Below are 26,529 nucleotides of genomic sequence, written 5' to 3'. Positions count from 1 at the left end.
CATGGGTTTGACCGATTATAGTCCCTTTACAGCTCCTGCCCAAGCTCTAGGCTGGGATAATCCTCCCTGGGATGCCGCAGAGGTGCGTATACTTTTTGTAAGGCTTTCTCCGTGGCAGGATGTTCAGCGATCAAGTCCCCATCTTTTTTTGTACAGTTTGATGAGAAAAGCCTTGGGTGAAAAAGCCTTTGGTGATTTTACTTTTCTCCCATCCCGGGCAGAACGAAAAGAGCTTGATAACCATGAATTCCCTTGGATGCGAGGAATTGCTTCAGGTAAGGTGGCTGTCGAATTTGATGCCCTGCTCATTTCCTGTTCTTATGCTCTGGAACTGATAAATCTTCCTCTATTGTTACAAAAATCGGGAATTCCCCTCCGGGCTTCTCAACGGGCTTCCTGGAAGAATTCCCGATGGCCCCTTATCATCGTGGGTGGATCTAATGCACTTGCAAATCAGGGGTTGATTTTTTCCGATGGGGATTCCTTCGCAGATGGGCTTTATTTTGGCGAAGCCGAAGCAAATCCTGGTGGCAAGGAACTTTTTTCTTTGATTGCCCAACTGAGAGAAATTAATGGTTCGGATAAACGAACAATTCTTGAACAACTAGAAGCAGCTTTGCCATCCTTTTGGGCCTATGGACATCATTTATATCACCCATCCCCAGGGCACACTTTAGAGGATTCGCATAAGAACTTGGAATTTGATCGACTAGAACATCAACAAAACTATCGAGAAATTCACCCTGCACGAAGTTATGCCTTCGAACATCCTTTCTTACCTGAGGCTTATCCCATTCTTAATTCGCCTGAGGCTAGTACAGCCCGCCTCCAGATTTCATGGGGCTGTCCATCATTTTGTACTTTCTGTTTTGAGGGCTGGGAGCGGAAACCTTATCGGGAAGTGCCTAGGGACAGAATCCTTGAGATGGCCAAAAATCTGATTCGTCATACAGGGGCTTCTACCCTGGAACTCTATTCTTTTAACTTCAATGCACACTCGGATATTCTGTCTCTGCTTGTAGATCTGAACCGTATCTTTGACCGGGTAAACATGATGAGCCAGCGTGCAGATATTCTTGTGAATACACCTGGTATGCTTGAATGTGAACTATCAGCAGAAAAGCGAGCCTTTACCATTGGTGTAGAAGGAATTTCTGAGGGAATGCGGGCCTTCTATGCCAAAGGCTTATCTACACAGGATCTATGGCACCTCATAGAAAGGCTTTTTCAGGAAAAAGCCCGGGAAATTAAGTTGTTCTATATTCTTTCAGGTTTTGAAACCGAATCTGATATAACTGAATTCATCCAGTTTTGCCAGCGGCTTAAGGAGCTGACAGAGCAGCACCGCCCAAGGCCTCGACTTCTCTTTTCTGCGGGGTACCTGGTTAGAATGCCCTTTACCCCACTGCGGTATGCACCCCTCGAGCTGGACCGAAAAAAATTAGAAACCATTAGCTCAGCCATAGCAACCGCAGTGGAAGGTGCCGGCTTTGAGTACCGGCTAGCCATGGATTGGGATGAATATGTGGTTGATCAGCTTCTGGTACTGGGGGATTATCGGCTTGCAGAAATACTAGAACGGGCAGCAGAAAGGGGCATTTTATACGATGGGGGGATTCGGGGCTCCTTTAACGACATGATATATCAAACCTATAAGGATGACCTTGGTCCCCAATCTCCCTTTACAGGCGAAAAAAATAACGACTATCCCTTTTCTCTTTCGTTCGTTCAAACATCTATCAATAATCTTTTCTTATACCGTACCTATATAAAAGCGCGGGAACGACAGAAATCAGAACTATGCTTTGGCGGGAACCAAGGTGATGGGCATTGTATGGGCTGCGGATCCTGTCGTGTTCCCGAAGAACAGTCATTTCTTATAGGACACAGAATCAGTGGAGATCCGGTACAAACAAAAGCAAAACAAATAGCAGAACTTATCAGAGCGAAACGACGGATCAGACCCCAATATATCAAGGTTCGCTTGGGTGAATCCTATCGCGGTGCCTATCCAGAATATCTTTCAGCCCTGTTATTACACCAGGTTCTGACAAAAAAACCGGACCTTACAGGTAAGTTGTTCCGTATTACCGAAGCCCTTTGGACTTCTCCAACATGGAAGGATCGTATTGGCTGGGGCTTTTACGGAGAAACGGTGCTTGCAGTCTATGGCTTTAGTGACGATTCTAGCCCTGATGATAGTCCAATGCTGAATGATATAATCTTGCAGGATGTCCTAGAAGCTCTCTCCAATGTAGAAGCCACTCTTTGTACCGAGGATAGAGAAGCATTCTACCCTCAGCACTTAGAAATTAGTTTTCCGGCTCTTGATTTGGCTGCAGCACTGACACTCTGTCGAAAATGGCTTGCATCACTTAAAGTAGCCTATACAGAACGGAAGGGCACCCTTATGGAACAGCGTGTTTTCGAGATTGCCCCTAAAGATACGAAAAAGCGAATTCTCTCAGAAGCAACCCTTCGGTGGGACGATAAAATGAGCATACCGGTTATTAGCATATACGGTGGGCCCAAACTTGATATCAGCTATCTTGTACCCACCGAAGGTCACCGTTTTTCAGTTTCTATTTGTATAAAAAAACTTGCGATAAAACAATGATAATTACCAGCGCCAGGAGGCACTGAGGCCCCAGTAATTGATCATGCCGTTATCATCTTTAATCAGGTCCCGGTTCCAGCCATATTCGAGGACATAGTCAGCCTGAGCACAAAAAACACCAAAGGCGGTTGGGATAGACCAGGAAAGACTCAAGCCCCCTGCCAAACGGTAATCAATCACCGATTGGGTGAGGAAACGGGTTTCGTAGTGATAGGTCGCTTTATTATCATCAGTACGGCCATCATCGAGTATGGAACCATCGTGATATGTCTGGTTCATATCTGCAATTCCTTCAGAAGCATTCCCATGACGGGTAAAATAGCCAGAAAGGGTTAAACTAAGATCGGGGCGCAATGCTTTAGCAAAGCTCAGCTTAATTCGATCTGAGTTTGGTTCTAGGTCAGTCCCCAGATTCTTACCCCGGTGGGTATAGTTAAAATAATTCGGAGAATTTTGTTGATATCTAACACTTTCATCCCCCGTTTCATGGGTATACATGTAGGGCATTACGACGGTATATTCCATGCGAATATCCGGAAGCCAGCTATCGATGGGCATATAATTAATACCAGCCTGACCGGCAAGTTTATATTTAGTATCAAAATTAAACTGAACTAGATCATTAAAGTTTAAATCATCCACATAAATTTGGCCCAGAATCTGAAGTCCTGGATAGAGAAGCCAGCGTGCATGAATACCAAAGAGGGAATTATCGGAAAATCCTGCCATTGACTGGGCTGCGAAAAGCTGATTTAAGGGAATGAAATAAAGTGGTTCAAACCGACCGCCCCATACAACGGATTCAAAAAAACCAAACTCAAAGGCTGGCCAGAGTTTAAAATCATAGGTATGAAGCATAAGGTATTTATCAGGGAATTGCCCCTGGCCAAAATCATCGGTTCCCGTGATTGCCATAAAAAGAATGCCAAAATTCCACTTTTCCCGCCGATACTCGAGACTGTAATGGCCGGCCCGTCCAGCCTGGGGACCCACAACGATACTGGAATCATAAAAAGGACCGAAACTGGTACGATTCAATCCGGATTGAAAATAAAGTTGGTCACTACCAAGGGCAAGGGTAGAATTCCAATCCTGGAGAATATTGATAGGCCCTACATTTGACCAATCAAGCACAAAGTCACTATAGGGTGAATAAGTTCCTGGCACAATAAGCTCTTTACCTGGTTTTCTTAGTGAACCATATACCTGAAGTTCATAAGATCCAGTGAGCCATTTTTCAAACCTAAGCACTCCATCCACCGTAGGCGCCCCAAATAAGGTGAGATCATCATCCTTGCCAACTAGAGTGCCATGAATTCCCACATGTACAGGCCGAGCCCCCGGCGCAATAGCGGAGGCATAGGATTGAGCTTTCTGACGGGCTATAGAATTTCCTCGATCAATAACTTCTTGCAAAATTACATCTAACAGCTGGGCTGGATAGGGCCGAATCTGAGGTAACGCCATAGAGATATAACCTTGGACTGCCCAATGGTCAATATCCTTATAAAGCTGAGCATTAGGGTCATGAATAACCTGAGAGAACAGTAAAAATACGTTAAGCCATAGAACTATCATCAATAAAAATTTCTTCATAGGGGCTCCTTAGAACAATAGGGAACTTCTAAAAACTTCAGTTTTTAGAAGTTTACCTTAGCTATTTGCAAATCCTTAAAGGATTTGCTTAGGCACCACTAATAAGTAACAGAGTTATTAGTGGTGCCCAATATATACTTTGCACTTATAGCAAATTCACTACCAAAGGCCGTTACGCCTGATTGATGATCCACATTCAGTACCCATTGACAAGCATTGAATATATTAAATGAAAGAGAATCCATCACCTGCCACTGGAATTCAAAAGATATTCGCCAATTATGTTCCCCTACACCAGAAGGACTGTGCTGTTGCACAGCGGAACTGCCCTTTTCCCAATCCCATAGAATCGAATGCTCACCCCGCACTAAATATGAAACAACCCAGTTAAAACCAAACGGAACTTTATACACCTTTGATCCTAAGGATACTTGGATAACATCTCTACCTTCCGGATAACCAATCCAGGAATATCGAAGTTTTTTACGTGTAAGCTCTGAAAGACGGCGCATCCAGATAAAACTTGCAAAGGGACTCGATAAAATATAAAGGTACGGGTCAGTATATACAGCTTCCAAATAAAACTGAGATCTATAACCAGCTATATCTCGATTATATTCTACACCGCCAAGCCAGCCAAGCCCGTTGGGACTGTTATCTTCAGGCCAATGCTCAAGTTCATAGGGTGTAGCAAATTGGTTCATAACTGCCTGCCCATAGAAGCTGATACCCCAGCCCATCGCCCATTCAACATCTATAGAAACAAGGGAACCATTCATATCCCCCTCTTGATTCCATTTCTCATAATCATTCCAGGAAAAAAAAGAATGATAGATATTTAAGGGATTTAAATATCGCAGCTCAAGGGGACTATTACCCACTATAAGACCCTCAGTAACCCCTATTGATAGTTGCTTCCATAAACGAAAATCCCAACGGTGCACATACAGATATCTTTGGTTCGTCTCTTTGAGAGTCATATCATCAGTCGGTGCAAATCCTGAAGCATAAAAATAATCTGTCGTTTCCAGTGGAAGCTGCGTAACCAATAAGGAATATTTAAAATTGGTACTAAACAGAGATAACCGAGCAAAATCATAATAATCGGGGCTATCCGCAACAGCAAGGTTCCCACTATGTCCATTACCAAAAGACAACCGGTCCCGGCCAAGCTGAACATTCCACCAAATTCCACCAACTGATACAAAGGCCTTGAGAGGCATGTTTGCATCGAGCTTTTGTATATCCAAAGGAAGATTAGTACCATAGGCTTTATCATCATTATAAAATGAAGGATCATTACGAAGGATTAGATCCCCCCGAGCATAGAAACGGTCTACAAAAAAGAATTCTAATGGAACAGTAAAAAGAGCTGGGTTCTGTTGTTCCTGTTTCAACCAATCCAGGTTTTCATTCGTTCGCCATCGTCCTTCTACGGCCAGTTGTGGATGTATAGTCATCCCCCAAACATCATCTTTTAGTAAAGGAGTTTCCGAGAGAGCTTGCAGTATTCTTTCATAAGCAGCCCACCATGCTGGTGAACGGTTTACCGTAGAGAGTTTTTTCAAATTACTTAATATCTCATCACTCGACAGGGGCGGTGTTAAGGAAAGTACACTTTCTTCAGAAGTACGGATGAGAAAAACATAATCTTCCAAAAGGGGATCTCCTACCCCAATTATTTTTAAGGGTACAGAAAAACTATATTGATGTACAAAAATAATAAATAATACACTTAATGGGATGATTTTTATATACTGCATTGTCTTTGATTTTAAATAAGAGTTGCTATATTGTCTACTGTATTCTATTTATCTGGAACATATGGTTTCATCTCCCCCCCCTTATTGTCGTGAGGGTGCATCCTGTTGTAGGATGGGCCTATGAAATTGTGGCTAGCTACCAATAACGAACATAAAAAACGGGAACTGGAACAGATTTTTTCAGGTCATATTTTAGTGACCCCCGCATCGGCGGGGCTTGTTTTTGATCCCGATGAAACAGGAAGCACATTTATAGAAAATACCCTTATCAAGGCCCGGGTCCTGTATGATCTTGTCCATGAACCGGTCATCGCCGATGATTCGGGGCTCTGTGTAGATGCCCTGGACGGACGGCCGGGGGTTTTTTCTGCCCGCTATGGAAGCACCAATGGCAAAAAGCTGGAAAGCTGGGAACGGAACGCCTTACTGCTCAAGGAATTGGAGCATGAGACAAACCGGAAGGCCCGCTTTGTCTGTTCCATGGTGGCCCTCTTCAGCCATGACCGGTTTTATGTGGTGCAGGAAACCCTGGAGGGTGAAATTATCCGGGAAAGCCGGGGCAGCGGCGGTTTTGGTTATGACCCGATCCTGTATCTTCCAGAACGAGGTTGTACCGTGGCAGAATTATCGGAGGACGAGAAGAACCGCATCAGCCATCGGGGAAAGGCAGGGAAAGCCCTGGCGAAACTTCTCACATGGTATGAGTAAGCAGGCTAATCGCCTCACCATGATGTTTTGATAAATAGCTCTATGTAAGAGTAGACGAAGGATTTCATCAATATGAATATGATATTTCTTACCATTTTTAAAGATTGGGGCCAGACTGTGCTGGTCGATGGGGTCATACTCCTGGCTCTGATTGGAATCGCTATCGGCAGGCTTCCCCGACTCAAAATGAACCGGGCTACCATTGCTTTTGCGGGGGCAGCCTTTCTCATCGCCCTGGGTGGTATTTCTGCGGAAGAAGCCGCAAGAGCCATCGATCTCAGTACCCTGATTCTCATCCTATCGATGATGATTATTACGGCCAACCTGAAGTTCTCCGGCTTTTTTGACCTGGCAGGGAATCTGGTGCTCCGGGCTGCGGACCGGCCCCGGAAACTGCTCGGCCTGGTCATGGTTTCCTCGGCGGTGCTCTCTGCTCTGTTCCTGAACGATACCATCTGTATCATGTTAACGCCCCTTGTGGCGGTCCTTTGCAAACGGGCAAAACGGGATCCGGTTCCCTACCTCATCGCCCTGGCTCTTTCGGCGAATATAGGCTCGGCGGCAACCATTATCGGCAACCCTCAGAACATGCTGATCGGTGCATCGAGCGGCATTCCCTTTGGCCGCTTCCTGTCTCGGCTGGCGATTCCTTCTGTTCTGGGCCTCCTCGTGGCATACTTTCTGACGGTCATCGTTTTTAAAATGGAATTTGCAGGAAATGAAAAAATAACGGTTACAGATCTTGCTCAGGAAGGCCTCTCAGACCAGCGCCTTTATAAGCCCTTGCTGTATAAGAGCCTTATTGCAATTCTTATTATGATTATTGCCTTCATCCTGGATGCTCCGGTCTATGCCGCCGCCATGGTCGCCGCAGCCCTGCTCCTCACCACCCGCCGGATAAAACCCGAACGGGTCTTTGCAGAACTGGACTGGACCATCATTGCCTTTTTTGGGGGTCTTTTCATTATTACCGCCGCGGTGGCAAAAACATCTGCCTTCTCCTGGTTCGTAGCCAAAGCCCTCCCCCTCGTCGGCCAGAGCATGGCCGGCCTTTCTGCCTTTACCCTGGTGCTGTCCAATCTCATTTCCAACGTACCCGCGGTCATGCTCATGCGGCCCCTGGCCCAGTATTTTGCTGATACGGAACAATTCTACCTGGTGCTGGCCATGGCAAGCACCTATGCGGGCAACCTGACCCTCCTGGGGTCGGTGGCCAACCTGATTGTCGCTGAAATCGCAAAACGGTTCGATATTGATATATCCTTCGGGACCTACCTGAAGGTGGGCTTGCCTACTACCCTGGTAACCATTATGCTGGGGACGCTCTATATTATGATGTAAGGAAACACTATGAGTCCACAGACCCTCTTTTGGACCACCTTTTTTGCCTTTCTACCCATATCAGAACTGCGGGGAGCCATTCCCTTCGCCCTCTCTCAGGGCATGCCCTGGTATCTGGCTCTGCTGTACAGTGTTGGTATTAATGCCCTGGTTGCTCCGGTCTGCTGGATTTTTCTTTCCACGGGGCACCGGCTTTTATACCATTGGGGATGGTATAAAACAGTCTTTGATGCCTTTGTTGAGCGGGCCCGGGGCAAGGTCCACGAAAAGGTGGAAGCCTGGGGCTGGCTCGGCATTGCGGCCTTTGTGGCCATCCCCCTGCCGGTTACCGGTGCATGGACCGGCACCCTCGGCGCCTGGATATTGGGCCTGGATAAAAAAAAGACCCTCCTGGCGGTCATTATCGGCGTGGCCCTAGCCGGTTGTATTGTGACCGCCGTGGCCATGCTGGGGATTTCAGCCTTTGCCATCTTTGTTAAAAAAATATAAGAAGCACCTATGACAAAATTGAATTTTGAAAAGGAACTGAATGAACAGCAAATCCGGGCGGTAACGACCATAGAAGGGCCGGTACTCATTATTGCCGGTGCAGGGTCAGGGAAAACCCGGGTTATCACCTACCGGATTGCCTATATGCTCGAGCAGGGTATCCCCCAATCGGCCATCCTTGCTTTAACCTTTACCAATAAGGCGGCCCGGGAAATGGAAGAGCGGGTCCGGGAACTGACAGGAAAAAAGCTGCAAAACCTTACGGTGAGCACCTTTCACGCCTTCGGGGTGCAGATTCTCCGTTCCCATATCGACCGCCTGGGATACCGGCATAATTTTTCTATTTATGATGAAACCGACCGGACTCAGCTCATTAAGGATTGCATCCGAGAATGCGGCCTCTCTACGGAAACAGCGGACCTGTATAAAATCGGCCAGCTTTTTTCCAACGTTAAAATCGGCCGCTACCACTGGGGAGATGGGGCTAACGACGAGTATGAACGGGTCTACAAGGAATATCAGAGCAGTCTAAAGGTATACAATGCCGTAGATTTTGACGACCTTTTGGTATTGCCCATCCAGCTTTTCGAAGAACATCCTGATGTACTTGCAAGCTACCGCCACCGGTACCGCTATATCATGGTCGATGAGTTCCAGGACACGAGCCTTACCCAATACCACATGATGCATCTTCTGGCGGACCGGAATGTCTGCGTCGTCGGCGATGACGACCAATCCATCTATTCCTGGCGGGGTGCAAATTACGAAAACATCCTGAACTTTGAACGGGATTTTCCGGACCTGGTGGAAATTAAGCTGGAACAAAATTACCGCTCTACCAGTACCATCCTGGAAGCGGCCAATGGGGTTATTTCCCACAATACAAACCGAAAGGATAAAAAACTCTGGTCTGGCAACGGAGGCGGCAAACCGATAGAAATTTTTTATCCTGAAAACGAGAGCGATGAGGCGGACTTTATTGCCCAATCGATCCGTTCCATCATGATGAAAGAAAAATTAAAGTACGATGATTTCGGCGTTTTAATCCGCACCAACTCCATGACCCGGCATATCGAAGAAGCCTTCCTGGCTGAAAACATCCCCTACCGGGTCTCAGGGGGCACCAGCTTTTTCCAGCGCAAGGAAATAAAGGACATCATCAGCTACCTCCGGGTTATCGCAAATCCCGATGATGATGTGAACCTCCTCAGAATCATCAACACCCCCCGCAGGGGTATCGGCAAAAGCTCCATCGAACATATCACCACCCATGCAAAACAGCATCAGACCTCAGTCTGGGATGCGATGAACCAGCTTCGCTATGCCAAGGACACCCTATTTCCCGAAAAGGGCCGCGTTGATGTGGAAAGTTTTATTACCCTCATCGAATATTTCCGGGGCGAAATGCTCGGAAAACGGGGTCTGGCTAAAAAGGTCCGGGCCCTGGTGGACAATATCGATTATTGGAGCTACCTGGTCACCGAATATAACAAAAACGAAAAGGCTGCCCGCTGGAAATTTTTAAACATCGAACACCTAATCCAGTCCATCGAAACCTGGGAAAACGACCCGGACAACTTTGACCCCACCCTCTTCCCCTACCTGAACCGGATAAGCCTTATAACCCGGGACGATGACAACGAAGAAGCGGGCAAGGGCAAGGTTAACCTGATGACCATCCACGCATCCAAGGGGCTGGAGTTCCCCGTGGTGTTCATCGCCGGCGCCGAGGATGGGCTCATTCCCCACGCGAGGAGCCTGGAGGAAGGGGATGGCAACATAGAGGAAGAACGGCGTCTCTTTTATGTGGCCATAACCCGGGCCCGGGACAAACTCTTTATCACCAGTTGCCGCAAACGCCGCCGGCTTCAGAGCCTGGCAGAATGTAGTCACTCACCCTTCCTGGAAGAAATTCCCCAGCACCTGGTGGAATACCATGAAGGCGAAGCGGCCATAGAAACCGCCGACGAAGCCGCCGACTACTTTGCCCAAATTAAAAGCAAGTTCGCATAATTGTCCTAATCGGGGCCTACCAGATGCGACGCCCCATTCCTGGATCCGCACCGCTTCCGGGGTCATACAGATGCCAAGGGCGCACCGCATTAGTAGGTACACCGCTTCCTAAGGGGATCTCTGCCGCTTTGCCAGAATCCGCTTGAGGCGTTTTTCCAGCTTCATATTGATGGAAGGAGCAAGACCTCTGGCGCCGGCCCTGCGTCGTTCGGCGCCTGCGGCTTCGAGCAAGCCCAGAGCAAGCCTCGTATACATCTCAGCCTGTTCCAGGTCCCCTTTTTTCCATTCGTAAAAAGAAGCCAGGGCAATGCTTGCTCGAAGCCGCAGGGCAGACGCAGACAGCCCTGGCGCAGAAGAGGGAACCTGGAGGATCTGTTCTAAATAGCGACGGTATGCATCCCAGTCACTATCCTGCCGCGCCAAGCGGGCAAGTGCAAAGAGCGCCCGGGCAGAACCACGCCGTGCAGCCTCATGCAGTATGGCTAGCTGGAGGTCCCCTGCAGGCCAAAGGAGAGCAAGCCGGTCCAGATTAAAGGGAATGGTTTCCAGGACCTCAAGGGGCCTTGACCCAATGTGGAGCAGAAGCGTAAACAGTTCTGCCAGGCCCTGAATATCAAGCAGATTGTGATGACAAACGGAAAGGAGATTCATAAGGGCTTCACCCTGAGGCCCCTCTCTGAGGAAGGAAAACCATATTTGTGGGGCCAAGGCGCCAGGAATATCATCCTGACGGCCCTTCTGTAACACAAAGGCTTCAAGATTAGCCTGTGAGCAAGAAGGGACCAGACCGGTCCAGAGAAGCCGGGAAAGCGGAAGCAGGTCGATATGATCCGTTTCTGGCAATAATCGTCCCTGCAGAATAAAACGGCTGCGGAGCAGCGGGATGTCGAAGGCTTTCCCGTTATAGGATACAAGCACCCTATGAGGCTTCCTCGTTAGTTCTTTTTCGATATGTTCTATAAAAAGAGATTCTCCAGGATAATCCAGGAGGAGGTACTGACGAATTTCGAGGGAAGCCCCTGTAAATTCACCAAAGGCTGCAAGAAAGGCCACGGTTCCAGCGCCTCCAGAGAGGCCCGTCGTTTCAAGGTCAAAAAACAGTAAGTCCTGCGGGTTGATTCCTGGTCCTGCTTGTATTAATCCCCGACATAAAATGGTAAAAAACTCTGAAAGATTCCCTGTCTCATGAGCCCGGACTTCCAAGGGAATGAGTTCCCTGCGAAAAAGAACCAATCGGTCGAGACTGACCCAGGGAGGCGGAAAAGTGGCAGGAGTGACTGGGTCTGCATATTGACTTTTCTGTCGGTGTGCTAAGTCGAGAGCCTCCCAGTGCAAGGAACCATCAACTTGAGGCTTGAGACTCGAACTTCCTTGGGCACGGATCCGTTCGAGCCGGGCCTTAAGATTTCCCGCCATGGTCCAGTACCGGTCTTAAAAAATCGAGAACCGCCGCCTTATCTCCATCGGGTCCCACACAACTGGGACAGCCCGACTCACAGGGGCAGGCGGCCACCGTTTCCGCTACAGTTTGCACAAGACTGGGAATCTTTTGGACCAAAGCCTCCGCAAGCCCTGTTCCTCCCGGGTAATGGTCATATATATAGAGAGCGGGTACCATGAAATGGGTATCCCGTACCCGTTCTGAAATACCGATATCCCGCTGATCACAGAGGACAAAGATGGGGGCAATCCGCTTTATAAGGGAACCAATACCGGATAAAATTCGCCCTATTTCCTGTTCATCCCGGCCCTGAAGGGCTGTACCCAGGCTCGTATCAGACTCAAGAAGCAATGCCAAAGACCGGGTCTGCAATTCTTCTTCGGGTAATTCTATGGTGCCGTAACCTATGTTTTCATGGGTATGGAAACGGATTTTTTTAAACTTGGCCACCTGGGATCGTACGAGCACATCCCCCAGAACAAGACGACACCATGATCCTGGTACATCAAGCTTTTCATCCTCTGATAGTACTTTAATGTCTGTTTTAACCAGGGCATCGGTATAATAATTGACATTCGCCTCTTCCACGAGGCACTTTCGCTTCTGAATATCGAGTTTTGTAACGAGGTATTGACGCCCCCGATGCATATATACCGCATTATCAAAGACCAGTTCCTTGGCACTTGGCCGGTCCATCTCACCGATTACGATATTCCGTCCCTGGGTCGTGTCGATAATAGCCACATTATCTGCAGTGGCCGAACGGAGACTGATGCTTTCCGCTGGGTAAGATCGATCAGCCCAGTACCAGCGGCCTGAAACAGCCCGGACAATACCTTCTTCTTCGAGATACTCAAGCACATCCTGAACCTTTGAGCCAAATGGGTCTCTCCCTAGGTCCATATCTGCATCCGTAAAAGGAAGTTCAAAGGCAGCACACTTTACATGGTCCGTGAGGATATAGGGATTGTCCGGATCGAGCCGGGCTTCTTCGGCGGAACTGCGGAAAAACCAGTCGGGGTGATTGATGATATACTGGTCCAACGGCGACGAAGAGGCAATAAAAATCGCGACAGAAGTGCCGCCCCGGCGTCCAGCCCGGCCAATCTGCTGCCAGAAGGAATTAAAGGAGCCGGGAAATCCCGCTACTACCGCCGCATCAAGGCCGCCAATATCGATCCCCAGCTCCAGGGCATTGGTTGAAACCACGCCCTGAATTGTCCCATCCCGAAGGCCCTTTTCAATCTCCCTCCGTTCGTTGGGTAGGAGACCTCCCCGGTATGGCTCTACTCGGATATGATGATTATCCGTATAGATATTTGCCAGATCTTCCCGTATATAGGAAGCGGCCACTTCGGTTTTGAGTCGGGAGTGGGCAAAAAGAATAGTCTTAATCCCGGATCGAAGCAGGGATACGGTCCAGCGGCGGCTTTCAGTTACCACACTGCGCCGAATCCCCTGAACCGCATCTACTAAGGGGGGATTATAAAGAACGATTCTTTTTTCACCCCTGGGAGCTCCATTTTTATCTACCAATGAAACTGGTTGACCGATGAGTTGTTCAGCCAGTTCCTTTGGGTTTCCAATGGTGGCAGAACAGAGGATCATCACCGGATGGGAACCATAAAAGGCAGCAATCCTCAATAGCCGACGCAGGACATTGGCCACATGACTGCCAAAAACACCACGATATGTATGGGCTTCATCAATGACAACATATTTAAGACAGGAAAAAAACTTTATCCATTTGGGATGATTAGGCAGGATACCCGCATGGAGCATATCGGGATTGGATACAATAATACGACCGGTATCTCGGGCAGCGATCCGTAAGGAATCCGGGGTATCCCCATCATAGGTGCACACCTTAATAGGAAGAACACCTGATTTGCCATTAACCAGCTCATTGAGTTCCGCCTGTTGATCCTGAGAAAGAGCCTTGGTCGGAAAGAGGTATAAAGCCCTGGCATGCTCATCCTCAAGCAAAGCCTGCAGGGTTGGTAGATTATAACAGAGGGTTTTTCCCGATGCGGTCGGAGTTACCACGATGGTGTGTCTGCCTGATCGGACATGGTTCCAAACATTAACCTGGTGGGTATACAGGGCCTGGATACCCCGGCTGTATAACGCTTCTTTCAGGCGGGGATCGACATCATCCGGTATGGGTGCCATGCTCGGCGGCACCGCGGGAAGCCGTTTTTCAAGAACAATATGCTCTGCAAATGCGGGGTTTGTAAGCAGTTCATCCAAAATCCGTTCTTGAGCCTTAGGATTTTCGGTCTCTGGTGCCTGTGTATTGGCCTTATTCATACAGAAATTATACCAAGAAAGTATCGACAGATGGAATATCTCATCTTATACTAAGAAAAAAGGATGGTGCAAAACAAACATTCAGGAGGAGCAAAATGACAGAGGTACTTTCTATTGTCCTTGGTGGAGGTAAAGGAACAAGGCTATTTCCCTTAACACAATCCCGGGCAAAACCGGCAGTTCCTTTTGGCGGGAAATACCGGCTCGTAGACATTCCTATTTCAAATTGCATCAACTCAAATTTAAGAAAAATCTATATTTTAACCCAGTTCAACTCTGCATCCCTCCATATGCATGTAGCCCATACCTATAATTTTGACTCCTTCTCCCGGGGTTTTGTCGAAATTCTTGCGGCAGAACAGACCTTTGAACATTCAGGCTGGTACGAAGGTACCGCCGATGCGGTAAGGAAAAACTTTATCCACTTCAGGACCCAGAACCCGAGCCATTACCTCATCCTGTCGGGGGACCAGCTGTACCGGATGGATCTGCAGGAACTCCTGAGACAACATAAGGAATCCGGCGCAGAGGTGACCATCGCATGCACCGCTGTCACTCGGGAAGATGCGAGCCAGCTTGGAATCCTCAAGGCAAACAAGAAAAATGAAATTACCGAATTTCTTGAAAAACCAGGACCGGTGAAGGATATCAACGATTTCAAGATACCTACTGAATTACTACAAGACCGGAGAACAAAGGGCAAGGAATACCTGGCATCCATGGGGATCTATGTCTTTGATGCGGATGCCATGGAATCGAGCCTGGACAATGACTTTACCGACTTTGGCAAGGAAATTATTCCTTCCCTCATTGGCAAGAAAAAAATAAATGCCTATATTTATGATGGATACTGGGAAGATATCGGAACCATTAAAAACTTCTACGAAGCAAACCTTGATCTTACCAGCCTTACCCCGAAGTTTGATTTTTATGATGAAAAATCCCCGATTTATACTCACATGCGCAACCTGCCTCCTTCAAAAATGAACTTCAGCAACATGAACCAGTCTATTGCTGCAGAGGGCTGTATCATCACCAATGCATCGATTTCCAATTCCATTGTCGGTATCCGAACCATCATAGAATCCGGGGCAAGCCTTAATGGGGTGGTCTGTATGGGTGCTGACTTTTACGAGTCCGAAGAGCAAAAGCGGCAGAATGCCGAGGCTCGACTCCCCGATATTGGTATCGGCAAGGGGACCATTGTAAAAGGTGCAATCATAGATAAGAATGCCCGGATCGGGGAAGGCTGCCGTATCGGCATCGATGACCTGAACCGGACCGATGGGGACTATGGTCACTACCATATTGTCGATGGTATTATTGTCATCCCGAAGAACGCAGTCCTCTACCCCGGAACAGTTATTTAATCATTGAATAAGGTATAGAGCGGGGTACCTCTGAAATCAGCCAAGTTTGAGAGGTACCCGCTGCTGCCTGTAAGCCCCCTCGTTTATGAAGAAAGCCGATCAATATAGTTACCAAGCATTTGTTTTAATGCAACATATTCTTCTGCATTATGAAAAAGGCAGGAATACATATGCTGCGGAACCGAAAGAGCCTGCTCTTCAAGCGCTTTCCCCGCATCGGTCAGGCTTACCACAACGACCCGTTCATCCTGCTCTGAACGTTTTCGATGAATCAAACCAGATTTTTCAAGCCGTTTCAGCAATGGGGAAATAGTCCCCGTATCCAGATTAAGCAGGGAACAGAGCTTACCCACCTCAGCCTGCCCCAGTTCCCAGAGGACGAGCATGACAAGGTATTGCGGATAGGTTAAGCCAAGAACATCCAATAAGGGCCTATAGGAAGCCTGAATTTCCCGATCGAGCCTATATACGAGAAAACAGATCTGGTTCGAAAGCAGAAGTTCCTCTTTCATGATGCAAGGGCTGCTTGAATATCTGATTCGATTTGTTTCGGCTCAACGGTCGGTGCATACCTTCTCACTGAGGTACCATCCTTTGCTACGAGGAATTTGGTGAAATTCCATTTTATGGAATCACCAATTGCTCCGGGTGCTCTCTTTCTGAGCCACTGAAAAACCGGGTGTGCATTGGGACCATTCACTTCGATCTTTTTCATAATTGGAAATGTCACCCCATAATTCATTGAACAGAACTGAGCAATCTCTTCGTCGGAACCCGGTTCCTGGTGGGCAAACTGGTCACAGGGAAATCCAATTATTTCGAGCCCCTGTTCCTTATACTTTTCATAGAGTGCTTCAAGGCCCTTATATTGGGGCGTAAAGCCGCACTTGCTTGCGGTATTTACGATTAATAAGACTTTTCCTTTATACTGAGCAAAGTCACAGTTTGAACCATCATTACGTATGGCATTTAATTGATAAATACTAGATTCCATACAATCCTCCATGCATATTATATTGCATAATATAATATTTTACACTACATATTGCAACTAAAAATTTTGAAGAATTTTTTATGTACTGACCGCAGGCCCCTGCAGAAAACCTCATGGGGATCTCTAAAAAATGTTAATTTTTAAGGTCCCCCTGAGTACTGTCTGCCAGACTCTGCAGATCATGTATGGGTTCTTAAAAAGGTATGAAGAGGCTTTCCATGGAAAAGGCGGTAAAATCCTGACGGTCTTTTCTAAAATATTCACCGGAGGTTTTATCGAAATAATAGTCCTCTGCCCATTCAAGACCCTTTTCCCCTATTTCCTTAATAGCCCCAAGGATATACGCAAGCTCATCATTGGTCATGGTTGGATGCAGGGATAGCCGAACCCACCCGGGCTTTTTGGATAGATCCCCCGAATCCACCTGGCAGGCAATTGCATGGGACCATTTCTTATCAATATGCAATAAATAATGGCCATAGGTACCCGCGCAGGAACAGCCGCCCCGGACTTGAATTCCATAGCGCTCAGAGAGGAGGCGAACCACGAGGTTATAATGCAGGTGATCAAAATAAAAGGATACAGCTCCGATCCGTTCCCGTTGTTCCTGAGCTAACAGATGAAGCTGGGGCAGCTCTGCCAGGGTATCAAAGGTCAGGTTGATGAGCTGAGCTTCCCGTTCATGGATTGCATCGGTACCCATGGTAGCCTTGAGATCCATGGCGAGGGCGGCTCGAATCGTACCGAGAAAGGCCGGGGTTCCACCATCTTCCCGCATTTCAATATCATCCACATAGTGGGCCCGTTCCCATCGGTTGGTCCATTTTACGGTGCCGCCGCCGGGATCATCGGGGGTGCTGTTATGATACAGGCGCTTATTGAATATCACTACCCCCGGTGATCCTGGACCACCTAAAAATTTATGGGGACTGAAATAAATACCATCCAGATAGCCCTCCGGGTCCCCCTCAGGGTGCATATCAATGGGATCATAGGGTGCGGCGGCGGCAAAATCGACGAGGGCGATGCCACCATGGCGGTGCATCACCCGGGCCAGTTCCCGGTAGGGGGGCCTGATGCCCGTTACATTTGAGGCCGCCGAAAAGGCACCAATTTTAACAGGACGAGCAGCATAGCGCTTAAGCTGGCGTTCCAGTTCATCAACCTGTACCAGAAGTTGTTCATCCGGTTCAAGAATGACCACATCGGCTAAGGACTCAAGCCAGCTTGTGTGGTTTGAATGGTGTTCCATATGGGAGATAAACACCACAGGCCGTTGGGCTTCGGGTATTTCGCAGACTCCCCTGCCACAGAGGCCGCGAGCGCGCTCGGGGATCCGCAATCCTAAAATACGCTGCAGTTTATTGACCGCACCGGTCATACCTGAACCGGCGGTAATAAGCACATCATCAGCGGAGGCATTGACATAGGCTTTAATGCGCCGCCGTGCTTCATGGTAGGCCCGGGTCATGCTGGCCCCGAGGGCGCTCGACTCTGAATGGGTATTTGCCACATAGGGATAGGCAATCTTCAGCATCCGTTCTTCGATGGGGCCATACAGCCTTCCCGAGGCAATCCAGTCGGCATATACCAGGGGAACTTCCCCATAGGGACCTGTCAGGAACTTATCAATTCCTATGGTATTGTTACGAAATTGAGAAAAATGGGCTTCCAGATTATGCATTTATCGGACTTCCTCGATAACCGGATTCCGCAGTATGCCAATGCCTTCTATTTCGACCTCAACTTCGTCTCCGGCCTTTATGGGGCTCACACCGCTGGGGGTACCCGTTGCAATAATATCCCCAGCCTCGAGGGTGAAATTTATGGAAATAAAAGCAATCAGCTTTTTTATTGAAAAGATCATATCAGCGGTGGAAGCGGCCTGGGTGGTTTTTCCATTAATCCTGCAGGTAATGGCAAGACGTTGGGGATCTGGCAGTAGAGATGGGGGTACGATAACAGGGCCTATGGGACCAAAGGTATCAAAGGATTTACCACGGAACCAGCCAGAGGCATCGAGCTTTTGAATATTCCGCTGGCTCACGTCGTTAAAGCAGGTATATCCCAGTACATAGTCGAGGGCTTCGTGCTCAAGTACATGCCTGCACTTTTTTCCGATGATGATAGCCAGTTCTGCCTCAGGATCGACCCGGGGTTCATCAAAATGATATTCCTTGAGGAAGGCGGGTATGACAATGGGTTCATTCGGTCCCACGAGAACGTTGGGGGTCTTGGCAAAGAGTACTGGCTCTGTGGGTACTTCGAGTTTCTTTAAATCAAAGACCTTGCTTTCCTGCACATGGGCATGGTAATTAAGGCCCACCGCAATAATTTTAGAGGGGGTGAGAGTTATCATTTTGTCTGCCCCCTTGAGTAGCAAGGAAACCATATATTCCTCCTAGGATTTGCTAATCGGTTCTGAGGAAACAGCCGGAACCGTGGTTAGCAGGGTCGGCTTATTCTTTTTTGATTTGATGCTGATTTTTCCATCCCGGTCTTCGGCTATAAATATTGTTCCAGCGGGATATTCCTGTTCAAGAATTAACACGGCCAGGACATCCTCTAATTCTTTTTGGATAGCCCGGCGCATGGGACGGGCGCCATATTTGGGATCCCAGCCCTTTTCTATTAAAATATCCTGGGCACTCTGTTTAACCTGAATCGAGTACCCCTGGTCATGGAGCCGTTTATTCAATTCCTGAATTTCAAGGGCCAGGATTGCCTGAACCTGTTCGCGGCTCAAGGCATGGAACACGACAATATCATCAACCCGATTAATGAATTCAGGGTTAAAGAGACGCTTAAGTTCTGCCAGGGCGGCTGAGCGGATTTCTTCCAGGTTCATAATGCCCGAATCGGGGTTAAATCCAAGGCGAGCATCTCGGGAAATTTCACGGGCCCCTGCATTGCTCGTCATAATGATGACCGTATTCCGGAAACTTACCGTATGCCCCAGATTATCCTTGAGTTCCCCCTCTTCCAAAACCTGTAACAAAAGATTAAAGACATCATGGTGGGCTTTCTCTATTTCATCAAAAAGGATAACCCGATAGGGATTTCGACGGATTTTTTCTGTAAGCACCCCGCCTTCTTCATACCCTACATAGCCGGGGGGAGCTCCAACAAGACGGGAGGCATTGTGTTTTTCCATATAGTCAGACATATCTATGCGAACCAGGGCTTCTTCGGTTCCAAAAAGATACTCCGCAAGGCGTTTTGCCAAAAGGGTTTTACCGACCCCGGTGGGCCCTAAGAATATAAATGACCCCTGGGGGCGTTTGAGAGAAGATACCCCTGCCCTGCTGCGCCGGATGGCCGCAGCAATCCGCTGAACCGCATCGTCCTGTCCTATAACCGAACGGTGCAGTTCTTCTTCGATCCGTAACAGTTTACGGGATGCACTTTCTTCGAGCCGTGCCAGGGGGATTCCTGTGGCTTCCGCAACAACCTGACGTATGTCAGCTTCGGTAACTGCAGGCCGTTCTTCCCGGGAAAGACGTTCCCAGGCCTGTTTTACCGATTCGAGCTGGTACCTGAGGGACCGGACTTGGTCCCTCAGTTCTGCAGCCTTTTCATAGTCCTGGGCGGCCACAAGGCGAACCTTTTCTTCCGTAAGCCGTTTAATTTCGTTTTCTATTTCACTTAATTCGGCGGGCTTGATATCGGTTTCGAGTTTTCGTTTCGCCCCAGCTTCATCCAAAAGATCAATCGCCTTATCGGGCATGAACCGGCCGGTGATATAGCGCTGGGCCAGGGTTGCCGCCGCTAAAACTGCTCCATCATTATAGATAACACGGTGATGTTCCTCGTAGCGTTTCTTGATTCCTTTAAGAATCTGTATAGTTTCTTCAAGACTTGGCTCTTCTACGGGTACCATCTGGAAACGCCGTTCGAGAGCCGCATCCTTTTCAAAGTGCTTCCGATATTCAGCGAGGGTTGTAGCGCCAATACACTGAACTTCTCCCCGGGAAAGGGCGGGCTTGAGCATGTTAGAGGCATCGATAGTACCTTCCGCACCACCGGCACCGATAACCGTATGAATTTCATCAATAAAGAGGATGATATTTCCCGCCTGACTGATTTCCTTCATGATTTTTTTGAGCCGTTCCTCAAACTCGCCGCGGTATTTTGTTCCGGCCACTACCGAGGCTAGGTCGAGGGCAAGGAGTCGTTTATCCGCTAATATTTCTGGAACATTTTCAGATGCAATAAGCTGGGCCAGGGCTTCGACTACGGCGGTTTTGCCCACACCAGGTTCGCCTACAAGGATCGGATTATTCTTAGTTCGTCGGGCAAGAATCCGTACTACCCGGCGAACCTCCTTTTCACGGCCAATGACGGGATCCAAGGAACCAAGCCGGGCCATGGCCGTAAGGTCCCGGGAAAATTCATCGATAATGGGCGTCCGGGTGTTCTTTTGCCCGCTTGGTGTTCCTGTCCCGAAAGGATTTGAACCGGCCGTATGGGCGCTATCCCGGGGGTCTTCAACAGGACCATCATCCCGAATCTGCCCAAGTACGAGTTGCACTGTGGAACGAAGCATTTCTGGGCTAATATGTTTTTCCACTAAATACCGTGCTGCAGGAGAATTCTCCTCTCTTATGGACGCGAGCAATAAATGTTCAGTACCTACATATTCATGACCAAAACTGCGGGCTTCCTCAGCGGCAGCTTCGAGTAAGGTTCGAGCCCGGCGGGAAGGCGGTACATCCCCGAAAATAAAGGTACCGGTCTTTTGCGGAATTTCCCGTTCTAAAACATGACGGAAATCCTGCAAATCTATGGCTAAATCTTCCAAAGCTCTGCAGGCTGTACCAGATCCGTCCCTAATCACAGCAACAAGTATATGTTCAGGAAGAAGCTGATCGCTATGAAAACGTCGAGCTTCATCCTGGGCTATTACGGTAAGTATTCGTTGTGCCCGTTGGGTAAGACCTTTAAACAAACTACATCCCCCTCTCTATATGGTACTGCGAAAGCACGCTCCGGACAAGTTTTGCCCGGAGGCTTTGTACATAATTATCGGTTATCTGTTGTTCTGGTACTATCGCCAGACGTTGTCGTACTAAAGTTTCGGTCGAAAACCATAAGCGGTCAATATCAGCGAGGAGTCCTTGATTGCCCTGAAATGAAATACAGTTATAGACAAGACCTTTACGAAGGTCTAAAAGTAGTTTCCGACATTCATCCCTTGAAAGGAGATGAGCGTGGGTCAGAATCCCGAATGCTCGGTTTGCTTTATCGAGAATTTCATCGGAAAGCTTTTGCACTAATCGCTCCCGTGTAGCCCGTTCTCCCTTAATAAGGCCATTCAAAGCATTGCGTATCTGTTCAAGACCATCTTGTTCAGACATACCTGGAGAGACTGAATAGCGAAGATAGACCAGGGGAAAAGAGGTTTCTGTCCGGGCCGAATCTTCTGCTGATTGTTCGCCTTGATAGAGTGATAATTCAAAACCCTGAGATATTAAGCTTTTCACCGCCCGTTCAAACATACCACTTTCTATGGTTCCCGGCATGAATAGTAGAGCCCTACATTCTAATCCACTGCCGGTATGGATGGGATCTGGATTTAGAAATCCATAGGTTTCTGAGCAAGCCCAGGTGAGTTCTGTATCAAGAGTTTCATCCAGAGTGAGCAATTCTTGAAAAGAATCTAGAGCCAGAAATCCTGGTCCTATCTGTGAAAAAAACACATGGGAATTTTTGTTGATAAGAAAAAGCATACCTTTTGGACCGAGAACAAGCGTTTGTCCATTTTGTAATAAGATGAGGTCTGAATCATCAAATATTTCTTGGGCAGAAGTAAGGCTATCGCCTAGGTTTTCTGATGTAATAAGTAACAGTTTATTACCGATAAGCTCATTGAGGATCAGGATGATCTTATTTTGAATTCTTTCCAAATCCTCATTGGAACAACGATGAGGAAACAGTTCTCCCGAAAGAGCTCTATATAATCCAAGTCTGCAATAAACCACACAATCCAGATCAGGATTATCATTAAACCAGAACCAAGGGTCAAGATAAGTAGTATTCACAGGCTTATACTCCCTGCTCAAGTAATCGAATTTTATCCCGGTATATAGCGGCCTGTTCATAATCTTCCATGGCGACAGCGGTCTGTAAAAGTTGTTTAAGATACTCCAGCTCCATTTTTAAAGTCATGCTTTTAGAAAGTTTGACAGAAAAACGGCCATGATATGGTACTCCTGACCGTTGTCTTTTGATAGAACTTAATAACAATTCACCATAAAGTTCCCAACATGTTTCACAGCCCGCAAGGTCAGTCTTTTTAATATCCTGAATCGTGTTCCCGCAAACAGGACAACGATCTGGGTATTTTTTTTTCTGTTTCCCCGACTGCATTGATCCTTTTGTTTCAATAGATTCTGACAACGGGGTGTTATCTATCGGGATTTTTTTTAATAACTCAATAAGGGCTTTTCCAACATCACCTTCTAGATGCTGAAGTCCATGTTCATAAGCACATTGAGAACAGAGATGCAGCTCTCTATTTTCTCCTATTCCAACTTGATGAATAAAAACTATTGCTTCTCGCTTCCCGCATATATCACATAGCATATGTTGTATCCCTAGAATTTTTGCAGTATTTCTACTGGTGATAATTTGCCTGCCCTAAGAGTACTACCTAGAGCTGCAATGATCGAACCAACAACGGTTAAACAAAATAATAATGCAACTACAGACCAATTAATAATAATTGGTATACGTTCAAGATAATAGGCTGGATTCAACAGGACCACTGGGTTTCCATGAAAAAGGCTAGATATACAAGAAAGAACTATTTCCAATCCATGAATAATCTCATTAATAGTATACCCGATGCCAAGCCCTACAGCGATCCCAACAAAAGCTCCTACTAGTCCGGTAAGTCCTGCTCCGAAGGCAAAGAGTCCTGCAATATCACCTGGACGAGCTCCATAGGATTTTAATATGGCAATTTCCCTACGTCGTTCTACCACCAGCATGGAAGTCGCAGAGGCAACATTGACTGCGGCGACTAATACAATAATCGCCATAATAAACAGTAATATTTGCCGGGTAGATTCAAAGGATTGAAATTGGGTAGCCTGTAATTCTTTCCAACTATATATTCCAACCACATCTCCCAGTTGTTCCTGTATCAATTTTTGAATTTTTTCAAGCCCCTTATAGGGATTATCAGTTTTAATCACAAGAAAAGACCTTGAGGTATCAGATGCTAAAATAGTTCTTCCTAAATCATAGGGTATAAAGCACCAAAGGGCGTCCAGTTCACGATATCCAGAAGAAATAATACCGTTAACTCTTAATGGTGTAATACGGGGAATCATAGTACCAGTATCAGTGGTTCGTACCGTCATGAGCCGGATCGTATCCCCAGGTTTGGCACCTATAGCGTCTGCTGCTTTAGTACCAAGAAGACAGCTTCGGGAATCAGGAAGCTGTAAATCTCCTGAAAGAACAGAAAGATATTGTTTTGTCCCTTCATAATTTAAAAAAGATGCTGCAACTGAACGTAAGGATGTACCTGTTTTTCCTTTGGGCCCAATAAGAATACCCATACCATCCCGTTCAGGGCTTACCATACGAATTCCTGGTATCCCTTGTAATTTTGGCATAAGTAAAGCAACTTCATCAGCACCGGCCAAGTAAGAATAGAGCTGCAGGTGCCCTGTGCTTAATTCTAAGTAGCGATTGGTGATGCCCTGAATCATACCATCAGAAACAATAAGGGTAATCATAATCGGTACCATACTAATTGCGATTCCCAGAGCAGCACCTCTCAGATAACGATCACCCTCAGGCGAGGGACTTAAAAGGTATCGAAGAGCGATGAAAAACCGAACCCGTTGTTTCATAGGGTAGCTCCAGAATATGTATACCCTTCGAGAATACCGGCATTTAACCTATACTGTATACTAGCCCGCTGGGCGATGCTGTCATCATGGGTAACTACTAGCAACGTTTTATGGTATTTTTCTGCATTCATAAAGAGAAGATCCGCAACAATTTGACTGTTTGAGCGATCTAGATTCCCTGTAGGTTCATCGGCTAAAATAACATCGGGATTATTTATGAGAGCTCGGGCTACAGCCACTCGCTGACGTTCTCCACCAGATAATTGGCTAGGATAATGCTGGAGCCGATGTTCCATCCCCACATCAGTCAAAAGCAACCGAGCCTTTTCTATAGCGTCCTTTTTAGAAACACCTGCCATATATGCGGGAAGATACACATTTTCAAGGGCAGTAAAATCTTTTAATAGATAATGAAATTGAAAAATAAACCCTACATGGAGTCCCCGATATTCATTCAGCTGCGTTTCAGACAACTGATCGAGGTGAAACGTACCAACCCGCACTGAACCAGCATCCGCCCGGTCAAGTCCACCGATAATATTAAGTAAGGTGCTTTTCCCGCTGCCGCTCTCTCCAGTGATTGCAACACTTACACCGGTGGGTACAGAAAAAGTTACAGATTTGAGAATTGTCAAGGTTTCAGACCCTGAAATATAGGATTTATACACGTCCCGAATTGCAAGGGCTGGATTAGATTCCTGAAAAACTTCATTATTGATCATACCGCAGTACCTCCGCAGGGAATAACTTACTCAATGGTAATGCAGCCCATACTGCTGCAAGGGTGGCAGATAAAATGCCAAATCCATAGATAATGAGCACCTCATAGGGCACAAGCTTACATGGAATATCTTTTATATAAAAAATCTGAGGTGAGAAAAAAGCAAAAGCCCTACCTTCCTGAACTGGTATATGAAATAAAATTCCAAGAAAGGAATTTACCAAATTCAGAATAGCATTTACAAATCCTTCAAGCAGTGAAAAAAAGAAAGCAGTATTACCAGCAAACCATAGTGCAGGAACTAAACCTACGGTTGCCCCAGCAAAACCAACTACGAGGCCCTCGGTTATAAAAATAGTTTGTATCCCCTGCACCGAAGCACCCAGGGCACGTAAAAGACCAATTTCCTCACGTCTTTCTAATACCGTTTTTCGTTGAGCTTGATAAATATTAAGCGCAACTACAACAAAAATAAGAGCAACTAAAAAAAACATAATTAATTTTTCAGTTCGCAGGGCGCTAAAAAAGGATCTATTATAGTCTCTCCAGGAACTGATCTTACCATGTAATGATGAATTCTGTGTTATTACATCATGTATCACTGTTTGATCCTGCCATCGGTCTACAAGCTTAATACCAAGTTGTATCTTTCCTGCACCATCTTGTAAAGCCAAGGCTCTATCTAGATTGATGAATGCCCAGGAAGCATCGAATTCATAAAAATTAGAACGAAAGATACCCATAACAATGAAAGTATCTAATTCTGGTCTGGTTTCTGAAAAAAGATCTCCCGCAATGGATGCTACTGAAATTGAGTCTCCTACATGTAGATCTAAACTACGGGCAAGTTCTGCACCTATTATAATAGAAGACGGTTCGGTCACTGTAAAAGAACCATTCTGTAGATGCAGCGCTTGTATCATAGCAGGGTCTTGTTCATTAATTGAAGCTGGGACGCCCCTAATTAAGGTCACTTGTTGTTTTTTTCGATTTCCTCGTACAAGGGCTTGAAACTCAGTAAATGGGAGAGAAGATCTGATAGCATTACCCTTCAATGAGGGAATTGGTGTATCTACAGGTGTTTCGATCCGAAGATGAAAGGAAGAAATTTCAAGAATACTTTCTACAAAACCCATCTGAAATCCATTCATAATACCAATAACCATAATAAGTGCAAAAACACCGATAGCTATCCCCAGTATAGCGAATCGACTGGATATAGAAGCCGAAGATTGCCGTCCTTTTCTAGAACGAGCTAGATAACGAAATGCAATAAAACGAATCCATCGATATTTACCCAT

At 46.8% G+C, this 26,529-nt stretch carries 20 protein-coding genes; 6 read left to right on the top strand and 14 right to left on the bottom strand.

Translation table 11 applies throughout. The annotated features are described in order from the left end of the window. The first annotated feature begins 1 nt into the window (after window position 1). Window positions 2-2,617 carry a radical SAM protein gene (locus tag SPICA_RS06400; RefSeq protein ID WP_013968714.1) on the top strand — a complete coding sequence of 872 codons (2,616 nt, stop codon included), beginning with the start codon at window positions 2-4 and terminating at the stop codon, window positions 2,615-2,617. A gap of 3 nt (window positions 2,618-2,620) precedes the next feature. On the opposite strand, the gene SPICA_RS06395 is transcribed toward SPICA_RS06400, so the two are convergent. Together SPICA_RS06395 and SPICA_RS06390 are read right to left on the bottom strand one after the other, a co-directional pair. Further along, window positions 2,621-4,213 carry a capsule assembly Wzi family protein gene (locus tag SPICA_RS06395; RefSeq protein ID WP_013968713.1) on the bottom strand — a complete coding sequence of 531 codons (1,593 nt, stop codon included), beginning with the start codon at window positions 4,211-4,213 and terminating at the stop codon, window positions 2,621-2,623. A 98-nt stretch (window positions 4,214-4,311) separates the two neighbouring features. Continuing rightward, window positions 4,312-5,976, bottom strand: a complete 1,665-nt coding sequence (locus tag SPICA_RS06390) for a capsule assembly Wzi family protein (protein WP_013968712.1) — start codon at window positions 5,974-5,976, stop codon at window positions 4,312-4,314. 120 nt (window positions 5,977-6,096) lie between these two features. On the opposite strand from SPICA_RS06390, the gene rdgB reads away from it, so the two are divergent. The 4 genes from rdgB (at window position 6,097) to SPICA_RS06370 (ending at window position 10,527) form a co-directional block, all read left to right on the top strand. Then, a complete protein-coding gene (gene rdgB / locus SPICA_RS06385) occupies window positions 6,097-6,684 on the top strand; it encodes an RdgB/HAM1 family non-canonical purine NTP pyrophosphatase (RefSeq protein WP_013968711.1) in 588 nt (195 codons plus the stop codon). A gap of 72 nt (window positions 6,685-6,756) precedes the next feature. Then, a complete protein-coding gene (locus tag SPICA_RS06380) occupies window positions 6,757-8,025 on the top strand; it encodes an anion transporter (RefSeq protein ID WP_013968710.1) in 1,269 nt (422 codons plus the stop codon). 9 nt (window positions 8,026-8,034) lie between these two features. Continuing rightward, window positions 8,035-8,514, top strand: a complete 480-nt coding sequence (locus SPICA_RS06375; protein ID WP_013968709.1) for a COG2426 family protein — start codon at window positions 8,035-8,037, stop codon at window positions 8,512-8,514. Window positions 8,515-8,523: 9 nt separating this feature from the next. Beyond that, on the top strand, window positions 8,524-10,527 hold the full coding sequence (locus SPICA_RS06370) for an ATP-dependent helicase (RefSeq protein ID WP_013968708.1): 2,004 nt from the start codon (window positions 8,524-8,526) through the stop codon (window positions 10,525-10,527). 108 nt (window positions 10,528-10,635) lie between these two features. Here the strand turns inward: SPICA_RS06370 and SPICA_RS14795 are convergent, their stop codons facing one another. Then, entirely contained in the window at window positions 10,636-11,943 is a 1,308-nt protein-coding gene (locus SPICA_RS14795) for a ribonuclease H-like domain-containing protein (protein ID WP_013968707.1), read from the bottom strand. Then, complete coding sequence (locus SPICA_RS06360) at window positions 11,927-14,278, bottom strand: DEAD/DEAH box helicase (RefSeq protein WP_013968706.1); 2,352 nt, start codon at window positions 14,276-14,278, stop codon at window positions 11,927-11,929. Before SPICA_RS06360 ends, SPICA_RS14795 begins: the two co-directional genes overlap by 17 nt. A 95-nt stretch (window positions 14,279-14,373) precedes the next feature. Here SPICA_RS06360 and SPICA_RS06355 point away from each other — a divergent pair, with 95 nt between their 5' ends. Next, window positions 14,374-15,648, top strand: coding sequence for a glucose-1-phosphate adenylyltransferase (locus tag SPICA_RS06355; RefSeq protein WP_013968705.1), 1,275 nt, complete (start codon window positions 14,374-14,376; stop codon window positions 15,646-15,648). An 83-nt stretch (window positions 15,649-15,731) separates the two neighbouring features. Here SPICA_RS06355 and SPICA_RS06350 read toward each other — a convergent pair whose 3' ends face one another. From SPICA_RS06350 to SPICA_RS06305, 10 genes are all read right to left on the bottom strand, one after another. Next, window positions 15,732-16,160 (bottom strand): MarR family winged helix-turn-helix transcriptional regulator, encoded by a 429-nt coding sequence (locus SPICA_RS06350; protein WP_013968704.1) that lies wholly within the window; start codon window positions 16,158-16,160, stop codon window positions 15,732-15,734. Continuing rightward, window positions 16,157-16,642, bottom strand: a complete 486-nt coding sequence (locus SPICA_RS06345) for a glutathione peroxidase (protein WP_013968703.1) — start codon at window positions 16,640-16,642, stop codon at window positions 16,157-16,159. Before SPICA_RS06345 ends, SPICA_RS06350 begins: the two co-directional genes overlap by 4 nt. A gap of 193 nt (window positions 16,643-16,835) precedes the next feature. After that, complete coding sequence (locus SPICA_RS06340) at window positions 16,836-18,326, bottom strand: aminotransferase class V-fold PLP-dependent enzyme (protein WP_013968702.1); 1,491 nt, start codon at window positions 18,324-18,326, stop codon at window positions 16,836-16,838. Continuing rightward, window positions 18,327-19,034: a fumarylacetoacetate hydrolase family protein gene (locus SPICA_RS06335; protein ID WP_013968701.1), complete on the bottom strand. Its 708-nt coding sequence runs from the start codon at window positions 19,032-19,034 to the stop codon at window positions 18,327-18,329. Window positions 19,035-19,043: 9 nt separating this feature from the next. Then, entirely contained in the window at window positions 19,044-21,590 is a 2,547-nt protein-coding gene (locus SPICA_RS06330) for an ATP-dependent Clp protease ATP-binding subunit (protein ID WP_013968700.1), read from the bottom strand. 1 nt (window position 21,591) lies between these two features. Then, window positions 21,592-22,683, bottom strand: coding sequence for an ATP--guanido phosphotransferase (locus SPICA_RS06325; protein WP_013968699.1), 1,092 nt, complete (start codon window positions 22,681-22,683; stop codon window positions 21,592-21,594). Between the two features lie 4 nt (window positions 22,684-22,687). Beyond that, entirely contained in the window at window positions 22,688-23,227 is a 540-nt protein-coding gene (locus SPICA_RS06320; RefSeq protein ID WP_013968698.1) for a UvrB/UvrC motif-containing protein, read from the bottom strand. A gap of 11 nt (window positions 23,228-23,238) precedes the next feature. Continuing rightward, the gene (locus SPICA_RS06315; protein WP_013968697.1) at window positions 23,239-24,507 is read right to left on the bottom strand and encodes an ABC transporter permease; all 1,269 of its coding nucleotides are present in this window, start codon (window positions 24,505-24,507) and stop codon (window positions 23,239-23,241) included. Beyond that, the gene (locus SPICA_RS06310) at window positions 24,504-25,229 is read right to left on the bottom strand and encodes an ABC transporter ATP-binding protein (RefSeq protein WP_013968696.1); all 726 of its coding nucleotides are present in this window, start codon (window positions 25,227-25,229) and stop codon (window positions 24,504-24,506) included. Before SPICA_RS06310 ends, SPICA_RS06315 begins: the two co-directional genes overlap by 4 nt. Continuing rightward, window positions 25,219-26,529, bottom strand: a complete 1,311-nt coding sequence (locus SPICA_RS06305; protein ID WP_013968695.1) for an ABC transporter permease — start codon at window positions 26,527-26,529, stop codon at window positions 25,219-25,221. The genes SPICA_RS06310 and SPICA_RS06305 overlap by 11 nt, the downstream gene beginning before the upstream one ends.

It is taken from the genome of Gracilinema caldarium DSM 7334 (assembly GCF_000219725.1).
GTDB lineage: Bacteria > Spirochaetota > Spirochaetia > Treponematales > Breznakiellaceae > Gracilinema > Gracilinema caldarium.
The sequence above is the reverse complement of the archived record's forward strand: the minus strand, read 5'-3'. Positions and strand labels throughout refer to the sequence as shown.